15 protein-coding genes and 1 pseudogene are annotated in these 11,523 nt (G+C 68.8%); 1 reads left to right on the top strand and 15 read right to left on the bottom strand.

All coding sequences use genetic code 11. The annotated features are described in order from the left end of the window. Both VGD32_RS00945 and VGD32_RS00940 read right to left on the bottom strand, forming a co-directional pair. Window positions 1–313, bottom strand: a pseudogene (locus VGD32_RS00945) (DUF177 domain-containing protein); the annotation flags it as partial. Next, on the bottom strand, window positions 310–843 hold the full coding sequence (locus VGD32_RS00940) for a ubiquinol-cytochrome C chaperone family protein (protein ID WP_331030030.1): 534 nt from the start codon (window positions 841–843) through the stop codon (window positions 310–312). The pseudogene VGD32_RS00945 and the gene VGD32_RS00940, both read right to left, overlap by 4 nt. A gap of 82 nt (window positions 844–925) precedes the next feature. Between VGD32_RS00940 and VGD32_RS00935 the strand changes: the two genes are divergently transcribed. Then, the gene (locus VGD32_RS00935; protein WP_331030029.1) at window positions 926–1,402 is read left to right on the top strand and encodes an outer membrane protein assembly factor BamE; all 477 of its coding nucleotides are present in this window, start codon (window positions 926–928) and stop codon (window positions 1,400–1,402) included. Window positions 1,403–1,511: 109 nt separating this feature from the next. On the opposite strand, the gene VGD32_RS00930 is transcribed toward VGD32_RS00935, so the two are convergent. The 13 genes from VGD32_RS00930 to VGD32_RS00870 all read right to left on the bottom strand — a co-directional run. Then, on the bottom strand, window positions 1,512–3,671 hold the full coding sequence (locus tag VGD32_RS00930) for a sodium-translocating pyrophosphatase (RefSeq protein WP_331030028.1): 2,160 nt from the start codon (window positions 3,669–3,671) through the stop codon (window positions 1,512–1,514). Window positions 3,672–3,851: 180 nt separating this feature from the next. Then, window positions 3,852–4,274, bottom strand: coding sequence for a hypothetical protein (locus tag VGD32_RS00925; protein WP_331030027.1), 423 nt, complete (start codon window positions 4,272–4,274; stop codon window positions 3,852–3,854). A 37-nt stretch (window positions 4,275–4,311) separates the two neighbouring features. After that, the gene (thiL, locus tag VGD32_RS00920) at window positions 4,312–5,301 is read right to left on the bottom strand and encodes a thiamine-phosphate kinase (RefSeq protein WP_331030026.1); all 990 of its coding nucleotides are present in this window, start codon (window positions 5,299–5,301) and stop codon (window positions 4,312–4,314) included. Next, the gene (gene nusB, locus VGD32_RS00915; RefSeq protein WP_331030025.1) at window positions 5,301–5,828 is read right to left on the bottom strand and encodes a transcription antitermination factor NusB; all 528 of its coding nucleotides are present in this window, start codon (window positions 5,826–5,828) and stop codon (window positions 5,301–5,303) included. The genes thiL and nusB overlap by 1 nt, the downstream gene beginning before the upstream one ends. Further along, the gene (gene ribH, locus VGD32_RS00910) at window positions 5,825–6,289 is read right to left on the bottom strand and encodes a 6,7-dimethyl-8-ribityllumazine synthase (RefSeq protein WP_331030032.1); all 465 of its coding nucleotides are present in this window, start codon (window positions 6,287–6,289) and stop codon (window positions 5,825–5,827) included. The genes nusB and ribH overlap by 4 nt, the downstream gene beginning before the upstream one ends. Next, window positions 6,283–7,398, bottom strand: coding sequence for a 3,4-dihydroxy-2-butanone-4-phosphate synthase (ribB, locus tag VGD32_RS00905; protein ID WP_331030031.1), 1,116 nt, complete (start codon window positions 7,396–7,398; stop codon window positions 6,283–6,285). Before ribB ends, ribH begins: the two co-directional genes overlap by 7 nt. Further along, window positions 7,395–8,006 (bottom strand): riboflavin synthase, encoded by a 612-nt coding sequence (locus VGD32_RS00900; protein ID WP_331030024.1) that lies wholly within the window; start codon window positions 8,004–8,006, stop codon window positions 7,395–7,397. Before VGD32_RS00900 ends, ribB begins: the two co-directional genes overlap by 4 nt. After that, window positions 8,007–8,633 carry a RibD family protein gene (locus VGD32_RS00895; protein WP_331030023.1) on the bottom strand — a complete coding sequence of 209 codons (627 nt, stop codon included), beginning with the start codon at window positions 8,631–8,633 and terminating at the stop codon, window positions 8,007–8,009. It lies immediately after the preceding gene. After that, a complete protein-coding gene (nrdR, locus tag VGD32_RS00890) occupies window positions 8,633–9,097 on the bottom strand; it encodes a transcriptional regulator NrdR (protein WP_324776715.1) in 465 nt (154 codons plus the stop codon). Before nrdR ends, VGD32_RS00895 begins: the two co-directional genes overlap by 1 nt. A gap of 7 nt (window positions 9,098–9,104) precedes the next feature. After that, on the bottom strand, window positions 9,105–10,418 hold the full coding sequence (gene glyA / locus VGD32_RS00885; RefSeq protein ID WP_331030022.1) for a serine hydroxymethyltransferase: 1,314 nt from the start codon (window positions 10,416–10,418) through the stop codon (window positions 9,105–9,107). A gap of 36 nt (window positions 10,419–10,454) precedes the next feature. Continuing rightward, window positions 10,455–10,643 carry a DUF6898 family protein gene (locus tag VGD32_RS00880; RefSeq protein ID WP_331030021.1) on the bottom strand — a complete coding sequence of 63 codons (189 nt, stop codon included), beginning with the start codon at window positions 10,641–10,643 and terminating at the stop codon, window positions 10,455–10,457. After that, window positions 10,640–11,161 carry a hypothetical protein gene (locus VGD32_RS00875; RefSeq protein ID WP_331030020.1) on the bottom strand — a complete coding sequence of 174 codons (522 nt, stop codon included), beginning with the start codon at window positions 11,159–11,161 and terminating at the stop codon, window positions 10,640–10,642. The genes VGD32_RS00880 and VGD32_RS00875 overlap by 4 nt, the downstream gene beginning before the upstream one ends. A 7-nt stretch (window positions 11,162–11,168) precedes the next feature. Further along, on the bottom strand, window positions 11,169–11,523 hold a 355-nt coding region (locus VGD32_RS00870; RefSeq protein ID WP_331030019.1), incomplete at its 5' end, for an aminotransferase class I/II-fold pyridoxal phosphate-dependent enzyme.

Below are 11,523 nucleotides of genomic sequence, written 5' to 3'. Positions count from 1 at the left end.
CGATCTCGTCGGAATCCTCGTCCACCGCTTCCGCCAGCGACACGACGAACGGCGCATCGACTTCAACGGGAAGCGGCTCCAGCGTGATCCCGCAGGTCTGGGCCAGGCTGGCGCGCAGCCGGCCCGACAAACGCCAGCCGCCCGGCGACGGCGCCAGCGTCATCTCGGCCACGAAGGCGTCCAGAGACGCCAGATCCAGAGCCTGTGCGATCCGCGCCCGGGCCGCCGCATCCGGTTCCAGAGTCCGCGTCACGCCCCCGCCGACCTGATGCAGCCGCACGGGTTCGCTGTAGGGCAGGTCCGCGCCGCTCATGCCTTGATCTCCGCCCAGTCGGGCCGCGCCGTCACGGCCGTGAAGTCCTGCGCCGCCAGCCGGTCCCGGCTCTCGAGGGCATAGGCCGCGAGCACCTCGCCGGCCGCCGGGTCGTCGCTCTCGAACACATTGCGGGACAGGCCGTCCGCGAGTGCGGCAGGGTCGCCGGCCCGCAGCGGGGGCTCATAGGCCGTCATGCGGCCGTACATGGCCTCGCCCAGCTTGCGCATCTTCTTGCCGACCGAAATGTCGCCGACGCCGAGTTCCCTCAGCGCGTGATCCAGAGCCGAGACATAGGTGTCGAAGAGGGCCTGGGCGGCCTCGGCGCCGCGATCCCCCTCGTCGCGCAGGCGCATGACCAGCAGCAGGACGTGCAGGGTGTACAGTTCAAACCGTGCGTCGATCCGGTCGGCGACGCCCAACGTCGTGTAGAAGCCCGGATCGCGGGCCTGCCGGACGGCCAGTTCATACAGCGGCTCGCCCAGTCGTTCGCGGGGGCGGGTTCGGAACAGATTCTGAAGCATGATCATACGGCCCCTTTTCCGCCGCGCCGTTGAACTAAGGCTCGGGTCCGGTTAGGTCAAAGACCTTGTTCTCTCGCAGGCGCCGTCCATGCTCCGTACCAAGCTCTTCTTCGCCGCCCTCTCGGCTGCCGCGCTGACCGCGGCCTGCGCTCCGGTCGTGGGCCAGAACGGCTTCCAGGCCATCGACGCCAAGCCGGCCGACATCGTGGCCGGCACGGACACCAAGCAGACGGTGCTGACCAAGCTGGGCACGCCCTCCACGACCTCGACCTTCGAGCGCGACAACATCTGGTACTACATCAGCCAGGTGACCGAGAAATACACCTACAACCGCCCGCAGGTGACCCAGCGGACGGTCACCGAGATCACCTTCACCGACACGGGCCAGGTCGCCGAAGTGCGCACGCTCGGTCTGGAGGACGGTCAGCAGATCGCCATGAACGGGCGCGAGACCCCGACCCGCGGTCGCCAGCTGACGATCCTTGAGCAGCTGCTCGGCAACGTCGGCCGCGGCCAGCTCCCCCGCACCGACGAGGACGTCCCCGGCCAGCGCCGTCCGGACTAACCTCCACCGCGCATCGTCAGACACGGAAACGCCCCGGAGATCGCTCTCCGGGGCGTCTTTCGTCGCGATGGCCCCCGCGCCCCGAAGGACGCGGCACACCTTCGGGGCCTCAGAAGATCTTGCCGCTCGCCAGGACCGCCAGCAGCAGCAGGGCCACGATGTTGGTGATCTTGATCATCGGGTTCACCGCCGGGCCGGAGGTGTCCTTGTAGGGATCCCCCACCGTATCGCCGGTGACCGCGGCCTTGTGAGCCTCGGAGCCCTTGCCGTGAACGACGCCGTTGCGATCGGTGAAGCCTTCCTCGATCACCTTCTTGGCGTTGTCCCAGGCACCGCCGCCGGAGGTCATCGAGATGGCCACGAACAGGCCGGTGACGATGACGCCCATCAGCATGGCGCCGAGAGCCGCGAAAGCGTCCGCCTTGTCCGACAGGAACAGGATGGCCACGAACAGCACGATCGGCGACAGCACCGGCAGCAGCGACGGCACGATCATCTCGCGGATCGCCGCCTTGGTCAGGATGTCGACGGCCCGGCCGTACTCCGGCTTGACCTCGTAGGTCATGATGCCGGGGTTCTCGCGGAACTGGCGACGCACCTCGGCCACGACCGATTCAGCCGCGCGGCCGACCGCCATCATCGACATGCCGCCGAACAGGAAGGGCAGCAGCCCCCCGAACAGCAGGCCGACGACGACGTAGGGATTGGTCAGGTCGAACGCGATCGGACCCATGTTGGCGAAGAACGGATACGCCTCGGGGTTGGCCGAGAAATACTGCAGGTCCGAGGTGTAGGCGGCGAACAGCACCAGGGCGCCCAGACCGGCCGATCCGATCGCGTAGCCCTTGGTCACCGCCTTGGTGGTGTTGCCGACGGCGTCGAGGGCGTCGGTCGAGTGGCGCACTTCCGAAGGAAGTCCGGCCATCTCGGCGATGCCGCCGGCGTTGTCGGTCACGGGTCCGAAGGCGTCCAGGGCCACGATCATGCCGGCGACGCCGAGCATGGTGGTGGTGGCGATGGCGATGCCGAACAGGCCCGCCAGCTGATAGCTGGCGATGATGCCGACGATGATGGTCAGCGCCGGAAGGGCGGTCGACTCCAGCGAGACGGCCAGGCCCTGGATGACGTTGGTGCCGTGGCCCGAAACCGAGGCGTTGGCGACCGAGCGCACCGGGCGGAAGTTCGAGCCGGTGTAGTATTCCGTGATCACCACGATGGCGGCCGTGACCGCCAGGCCCACCATGCCGGACCAGAACAGGCTCATCGGTTCGATGGTCAGGCCGGTCGAGGTCGTGACCGGGCCCAGCAGATCGGCGCCGACCAGTTGCTGGATGACCAGATAGACCGCGCCCACGGACAGCACGCCCGTGACGATCAGGCCCTGGTAGAGGGCGCCCATGATGTTCTGCTTCTTGCCGAGCCGGACGAAGAAGCTGCCGACGATCGAGGTCACGACACAGGCCCCGCAGATCAGTAGCGGCAGCAGCATCATGGTTTCGACGTAGGGCTGGTCGCGGAAGAAGATGGCGGCCAGCACCATGGTGGCGACCGTGGTCACCGCATAGGTCTCAAACAGGTCGGCGGCCATGCCGGCGCAATCGCCGACGTTGTCGCCCACGTTGTCGGCGATGGTCGCCGCGTTGCGGGGATCATCCTCGGGAATCCCGGCCTCGACCTTGCCCACCATGTCGCCGCCCACGTCGGCGCCCTTGGTGAAGATGCCGCCGCCGAGACGCGCGAAGATGGAGATCAGCGAGGCGCCGAAGCCGAGGGCGACGAGGCCGTCGATGACCTCGCGGCTGGTGCTCTCGAAGCCCATGCCCTCGGTCAGGAAGGCGTAGTAGCCCGCCACGCCGAGCAGGGCGCCGCCGGCCACGAACATGCCGGTGATGGCCCCGGAGCGGAACGCCAGGTCCAGACCCTTCGACAGGCTTTCGGACGCGGCCTGCGCTGTGCGGACGTTGGCGCGGACCGAGATCAGCATGCCGGCGAACCCGGCGAGGCCCGACAGGACCGCGCCGATCACAAAGCCGATGGCGGCCCATTCGCCGATCAGGAACCAGGCGGCGATCAGAATGACGACGCCGACCATGGCGATGGTGGTGTACTGCCGCCGCAGATAGGCCGAGGCGCCTTCCTGGATCGCGGCGGCGATCTCGCGCATCTTGTCGGTGCCGGTCGAGGCTTTCATCAGCGAGGCCGTCTGGACGAGTCCGTAGAGGACCCCCAGCGCGCCTGCGGCGATGACCAGCCACAGATAGTTACTCATGGCGTTTCCAAACCCTGTGTTTCTAGAGGCGCCCGGACCCTTGGCGCGGCGGGCGTTATTCGCCTCTGTCCGCCTTCCGGTCCCCCCGTGCGCACCGGACGCGAGTCTGCGTCCCTGGGGAAATGCGGCGGAAACGTGCCAAATGCGCCGGGGTGACGCAACAGGGTTAGTGAACGGGGTTCAGGCACCGCCCACGCCGGTGCGCCGCCGGGGCGCCTGGCTGATCACTTCGACCCGGGTCACGGCGCCCCGGCCGGCGATGGTCGCGGCCGAGCGCATCAGGCTCGCCGACAGGGCCGCCGTGTCGATCCGGGTCCAGTCGTTCTCGACCACGAACGGCGTCCGGTGACCGGCGCGGACCAGGGCGTCACGCAGATAGGCCTCCTTCGGCCGCATCGATTCGGGCGTCGCCGAGCCTCCGAGGTGCAGTCGCAGGGAGACGAAGATGTAGTTGCGGATGCGGCCGCCCGAGATGATCGGCAGGCCGACGCCGGCGATGCCCAGGCTGGCCCCGGCCGCCGGCCGGTCCTCGGCGTTCGCTGTCGCGCCGCCGGCGAGAACCGGCAGGGCGACGGAGGCGGCGATCAGGTCACGGCGGAGCATTCGGCCACGGTGGCGCCCACGCCTTGAGATTTCGTTGTCAGCCGTGGGTGAAGCCCGGCCGGTCGATCGGAACGGGCTGGCCGGCGAACCGCGCGACGACACCCTGTCCGGCCATGACCCGGCCGATGCGGGTCAGCCGCAGATGACGCCGCTCGGCCTCGCGCCGCAGCGCCGTCTCGTCGGCGGCCCGGGCGGTGAAGGCGATCTCGTAGTCGTCTCCGCCGGTGACCAGCTTTTCCAACGCCGCCTGCTCGTCGACCCGGCCATCGAACCAGGCCTGGCCTGCGGCCGAGCGCGGCACGAGCTCGAGTTCCACCTCGATCCGGACCCCGCCCGCCTCGGCCATGTGTCCGAGATCGGCGATCAGGCCGTCCGAAACGTCAATCGAGGCGCTGGCGAAATCACGGATCGGCCCGGCGAACTCGAGGCGTGGCGTGGGCGTCCGGTATCGGTCGATCAGGGCGGCGAGACGGTCGGGCTCCAGCGAAAGCTTCTCCTGCGCCGCCTGCAGCCCGAGCCAGCCGTCGCCGATCGAGCCGGTGACGAAAACCAGATCGCCGGCCCGGGCGCCGGCCCGCCCGACGGTGCGGCCCTTCGGCGTCCAGCCGAGCATGCTGACGGAAAAACTCGCCGGCCCGGGCGTGACCACGGTGTCGCCGCCGAGCAGGGCGACGCCGAAGGCCTTCTGGTCCGCCCGCAGGCCGTCGACAAAGGTCATCCGCTCGGGCCAGCCGCAGCGCTCGGACCAGTGACAGGCCAGCAGATAGCCGAACGGCTCCGCCCCCTTGGCCGCGAGGTCGGACAGATTCACCCGCAACAGTTTGCGCGACACCGTGTCGAGCGGGTCGGAGGCGAGGAAATGGACTCCCTCGACAATGGCGTCCTTGGTCAGGACGAGGTCGTGCCCGGGCCTGGACGGGACGACCGCGACATCGTCCTTCAGTCCGCGGCCCCACTCAGGATGGGCGAGCGGCGCGAACAGCCGCCGGATGGTTTCGAACTCACCGGCGACGTCGACCGCGGCCATCAGGAGGCGCGGGCGTCCCTGGCCACGCCGTCCAGTGCGGCGTTGACGAATTTGGCCTCGGCGTCGTCGAAGAAGGCCTTGGCCAGCTCGACGTATTCGTCGATGACGATCTCTTTCGGCACGTCCTGCCGCTCGCGCAGTTCCCAAGCGCCGGCGCGGAGCAGGGCCCGCAGGGTCGAGTCGAGCCGCTCCAGACGCCAGTTCGAGGCGAGCCGGGCCTTGATCGCACTGTCGATATCGCGCTGGCCGCCGACCACGCCGCGGACGATATCGGCGAACCAGGACTCGTCGGCCTCGGCCAGGGGTTCGCCTTCGATGTCAGCGTCAAAGCGGTGGTTCGAGAACTCGGTGATGACCGTCTCGACCCCCTCCCCGGCCAGTTCCATCTGGTACAGGGCCTGGACGGCGGCGAGGCGGGCGACGGTGCGGGCGCGCCGCTGCCTGCTGCTCAGCTGCGGCTCGGCGCGTTGCTTTTCGGCTTCGGCGAGTTGCTCGAGCACGGACTGGAGGCTGGCGGGTTCGGTCACGACGCCAGTCCTACGCGCAGCCGCTTGCGCAAGGCAATGAGGTCGAGACAGGCGCGCGCGGCGCCGCCGCCCTTGTCACCCTCGCTGATCCGGGCCCGGGCCCAGGCCTGGTCCTCGTCCTCGGTCGTCAGGATGCCGTTGCCGACGATGACCCCCTTGAGGCCGAGGTTGCGGATGCCGGCCGCCGACTGATCGGCGACGATCTCGAAATGGTAGGTCTCGCCGCGGATGACGCAGCCCAGGGCGACATAGCCGTCGTAGCGCGGCGCGGTGGGGAAGCGGCCCGCCTCCTCGGCCAGGGCGATGGCGGTCGGCACCTCCAGCGCCCCGGGAACCGAGACGACGTCGAACTCCGCGCCCTGCGCGCGCAACGCATCCTTCGCGCCCTCGAGCAGGGCGTCGGCGAGATCATCATAGAAGCGCGCCTCGACGATGAGGACACGATAGGGGTCGCTTACGATTGGTCTTCTCCGTCCATGTCGCGCCAGCCGACGATGCGCAGGCCGTAGCCCTCCAGCGCGGTGGGATTGGGGCGGGTCGAGCTCATCACGATCATGTCGCGAACGCCCAGATCGAGCAGGATCTGCGCTCCGACGCCGTAGTTGCGGATGGCGCGGTCGACGGCCTTCGGCTTCTCGACCCCCGCCAGCCGTTCGGCGAGGCCGTGCAGCTCGGGATCGCGCAGAAACACCGTGACGCCGGCGCCGGAATGCTGGCTGATCGCCTTCAGGGAGCGCGGCACATAGTCCTGACGGGCCTCGACATGACCCAGCAGGTCGGCGGCGAAATCGACCTGATGCATGCGGACCAGGGTGGGCTTGCCGGGCTCGATCTTGCCCTTGACGAGCGCCACGTGTTCGACGCCCTCGATGGCGTTGCGATAGAGCATCAGGCGGAACGGGCCGCCGTGAATGCTCTCGAACGGCGTGTCCATGACCCGCTCGACCAGGCGTTCAGTGCGCCGGCGGTAGGCGATCAGGTCGGCGATGGTGCCGATCTTCAGACCGTGAAGCTGGGCGAAGGCGATCAGGTCCGGCATCCGCGCCATGGTGCCGTCGTCGTTCATGATCTCGCAGATCACGCCGGCCGGGGTCAGGCCGGCCATGCGGCTGATATCCACCGCCGCCTCGGTGTGGCCGGTGCGAACCAGCACGCCGCCGTCGCGGGCGACCAGCGGGAAGATGTGACCCGGCGAGACGATGTCCTCGGCCCCCCTGGTCGGATCCGAGGCCACCTGGACCGTACGGGCGCGGTCGGCGGCGCTGATGCCGGTCGTGACGCCTTCCTTCGCCTCGATCGAGACGGTGAAGGCGGTGCCCATGCTCTCACGGTTGTCGGCGGCCATCGGCGGCAGACGCAGCTGTCGGGCGCGCTCCGCCGTCATGGCGAGGCAGATCAGACCGCGGGCGTGCCGGGCCATGAAATTGATCTGATCCGGCGTCGCGAACTGGGCCGGGATGATGACGTCGCCCTCGTTCTCGCGATCCTCGGCGTCGACGAGGATGTAGGGCTTGCCGTTGCGGGCGTCCTCGAGGATGTCCTCGATCGGGCTGATCGGGCTGTCGTTCATGTTGGCCGCCAGTTGCACCACGCCGTCTCCTGCCACCGCGCGAGGTATCGCGCCAGCATGTCGATCTCGAGATTGACCGCGTCGCCGGAATTCAGGCCTCCGAGGGTCGTCGCCGCCCAGGTGTGCGGGATGATGTTGACCTCGAAACGCCGGCCCTCCACCGCGTTGACGGTGAGGGAGACGCCATCGACCGTGATGGAGCCCTTGGGGGCTATGAAACGATGCAGCGGCGCGGGCGCCTCGATGTGAACGCGGTGCGAACCGCCTTCCGGTTCAATGGCGACGACGCGGCCGAGACCGTCCACGTGTCCCGAGACGATATGGCCGCCCATCTCGTCGCCGAGCTTCGCCGCGCGCTCCAGATTGACGCGGCGGCCCTCGGTCCAGTCGCCGAGATTCGTCTTCGACAGGGTCTCGCCCGAGACCTCGACCGCGAACCAGCCGGGCCCCGTCTCCGTCACGGTAAGGCAGCAGCCGGCGTGGCTGATCGAGGCGCCGAGATCGATGCCCGAGGTGTCCCAGGCGGTTTCGATCTCATAGCGCCGGTCACGCTCGGTCTGGCGGACCGAGCGCACCCGGCCGATGTCTGTGACGATGCCTGTGAACATTCAGAGCCTCTCGTAGCGCTCCCACAGGTCGTCACCGCAGGGCTCCACCGCAAGTCGCCGGTATCTCGGAGCGTCGGCGAGAGCGCCCAGCTCCAGCCCGGCGACACAGGGCCGCCCTTCCCCGCCGAGCAGGATCGGGGCGCGGAACCACTCGATGCGGTCGACGAGGCCGCCGCGGAGAAACGAGGCCGCGACCTGGCCGCCGCCTTCGATCAGGACCGAGGCGGCGCCGGCGCGCCGGATGGCCTGCAGGGCGGCTGCGGGCCCAGGCCGACCGTCCGGTGCGTCGACGCGCTCGACGCGAGCCGACCCGATGGGCCGGGGCTCCGCCGCGGTCAGGATCAGGCTGTCACCCTGCGCCACCTTCGCCGTAGACGGCGTCCGCAGACGGCTGTCGAGCACCACCCGGAGCGGCTGGTCGACGGCCCGGCCCGGCAGACGGACCGTCAGCTCCGGGTCATCGGCCAGCACCGTCTCGATCCCGACCAGGATGGCGTCATGCGCCGCCCGAAGCCGGTGCCCCTCGCGCCGGGCCGGTTCGCCGGTGATCCAGCGACTTTCGCCGGACGCCGTCGCGATCCGCCCGTCGAGGGAGGTGGCCAGTTTCAGGGTGACGCGGGGCCGCATCAGCTCCGCTCGTCGTCCAGGCCCTCGTCGCCGAGGAATTTGGCGAAGTCGTTGGTGTGGCGGAAATCCTTGTAGACCGAGGCGTAGCGAACGTAGGCGACCTCATCGACCGACTTCAGCGCCTTCATGATGAAGTCGCCGACGGTCGAGGACGGGATTTCGGTTTCGCCGAGGCTTTCCAGCTGGCGGGTGATGCGGCTCACCAGCTGCTCGATCTGCTCGGGCTGCACCGGGCGCTTGCGCAGGGCCACGGCCAGCGACCGTTCCAGCTTGTCGCGATCGAAGGGCGTGCGGCGGCCGTTGCGTTTGAGGATCATCAGCTCACGCAGCTGGACCCGCTCGAAGGTGGTGAAACGCCCGCTGCACTGCGGACAGGACCGGCGGCGACGGATGGCGGCCCCGTCGTCGGACGGGCGGCTGTCCTTCACCTGGGTGTCCGGATTTCCGCAGAAGGGGCATTTCATCGGCGGATCATCCGTAGATCGGGAAGCGGCGCGTCAGCTCGCGCACCTCGCCGGCGACGCGCTGCGACACGGCGGCGTCGGCTTCGTCCGTGCCCTTCATCGAGTCGATGACGTCGGCGATCCAGTGCCCCACCTGCTGGAACTCGGCGACACCGAAGCCCCGCGTGGTGCCGGCCGGGGCGCCGAGGCGGACGCCCGAGGTCACCGTGAACGGCGCTGTGTCGAACGGCACGCCGTTCTTGTTGCAGGTCATCAGGGCGTGTTCGAGGGCGGCTTCGGTCGCCTTGCCGGTGACGCCCTTGGGCCTGAGGTCGACCAGCATCAGATGGCTGTCGGTGCCGCCCGAGACGATGGCCGCGCCGCGCTCGACCAGCACGGCTGCCAGCGCCTGGGCGTTGGTCACGACCTGACGGGCGTAGACCTTGAACTCGGGCTTGAGCGCCTCGCCGAAGGCCACGGCCTTGGCGGCGATGACATGCTCCAGCGGCCCGCCCTGCAGTCCGGGGAAGACGGCCGAGTTGATCTTCTTGCCCAGCTCGATGTCGTTCGACAGCACCATGCCGCCGCGCGGACCGCGCAGGGTCTTGTGGGTGGTCGTGGTGACGACGTGGGCGTGGGGCAGCGGGTCGGGATAGACGCCGCCGGCGACGAGACCGGCGTAGTGGGCCATGTCGACCATGAGGTAGGCGCCGACGCTGTCGGCGATTTCGCGGAAGCGGGCGAAGTCGATGTGGCGGCTGTAGGCGCTCGCGCCGGCGAGGATCAGCTTCGGCTTCTCCTGCTCCGCCATCCGGGCCACGTGGTCGTAGTCGATCAGGTGATCGTCCTCGCGGACCTTGTAGGTCACCGGCCGGAACCATTTGCCGGACTGGTTGGCCGGCGAGCCGTGGGTCAGGTGGCCGCCGCAGGCCAGGTCCATGCCGAGGAAGGTGTCGCCGGGGGTCAGCAGGGCCTGGAAGACCGCCTGGTTGGCCTGGGCCCCGGAGTGGGGCTGGACGTTGGCGAAGGCGCAGTTGAACAGCTGTTTGGCCCGGCTGCGGGCCAGGTCCTCGGTGACGTCGACGTATTCGCAGCCGCCGTAGTAGCGGCGGCCCGGATAGCCCTCGGCGTATTTGTTGGTCAGGACGGACCCTTGCGCTTCCAGCACCGCCTTTGAGACGATGTTTTCCGACGCGATCAGCTCGATCTGCTCCTGCTGGCGGCGCAGCTCGCCCTGGATGCCGCCGAAGATGTCGGGGTCGGCCTCGGCGAGGGATTTCGAGAAATAGGCGTCGTGGGTGAAGGCGGTCACTGGGGGTCCCCGTCGTATGGTGAAGATCATTTAGGCCCGGCGGCCAGTCACCACAACATCTTGTGGTCAGCGGGCGGCGAGCGCCCGTTTGAGCTTTGCGAGCGCGATGCGCTTGAGGCCTTCGGGCTCGGCGACGGGGCCGAAGGCCGAGACTTCAAGGCCGGTGGCGACGTGGACGGCCGAGCATTTCAGATACGGCCCGTTGCGGGTCAGCTCGAGGATGACCTCGCCCGGAACGGCGTCAGGCGACGTCATCCGATCGGCCGGGGACGGTCGGGCGTGGTCCAGCCCGGCGGGAGAGGTTCGGAATAGCCCGGCGGAATTTTGTAAGCGGAACCGTGACGCATGGCGAACAGGGCGGTGTGGAAGCCGAGGATGTACCAGACCTCCAACAGATAGCCGACGACCCGATCCCGGTCGTCGGTGGCGAAGAGCGCGGCCTCCGCCATGGTCCGGAGCAGGACAGGCCGGACGGAAGCGGCTGAAATCCTCGGCGCTTTCAGAGCCAGCACCCGATCAATCGCGCGGTTGACCATATTGGTCAGCGGTTCGAGGTCTTCCGGGGTATCCGGTCCCATGTATCCAAGGGGCGGGTAGTCATGCGGCTGGAATTTAGGTTCCCGGCGCAGGGCCGACAGCCGAATCCAGGCGGAATCGGCGACATCGATATTTTCGTCTTCGAGGGGTCGGGGGGACGCGCGGGAGCAACCGGGCGCCGCTGCGCCGACCAGAGGGCCCGCGAGAATCAGGCCCAGCAGATCGCGCCGCTGCATCATGCCCTCAGGCCACCGCCGGCAGCCGCGCCACGTTGCAGTGGGTCCAGAGCTTGTCCATGGCGGCGACGAGGTCGTCCATCATGGCGTCGGTGTGGTTGGGCGAGGGGGTGAAGCGCAGGCGCTCGGTGCCCTTGGGCACGGTGGGATAGTTGATCGGCTGGACGTAGACGCCGTGATCCTCGAGCAGCATGTCGGAGATCATCTTGGCGTGGACCGGGTCGCCGACGAAGACCGGCACGATGTGGCTTTCGGACTCCATCACCGGGATGCCGGCGGCGCGGAGGCGGGCCTTGAGGGTGGCGGCGCGCTCCTGATGCGCCTCGCGCAGTTCCGGATGGGCCTTCAGGTGCCGCACCGAG

It is taken from the genome of Brevundimonas sp., assembly GCF_036402095.1.
In the GTDB taxonomy this organism is placed as follows: Bacteria; Pseudomonadota; Alphaproteobacteria; order Caulobacterales; family Caulobacteraceae; genus Brevundimonas.
Note: the sequence above shows the minus strand (reverse complement) of the source record. Positions and strands in the feature narration are given on the sequence as shown.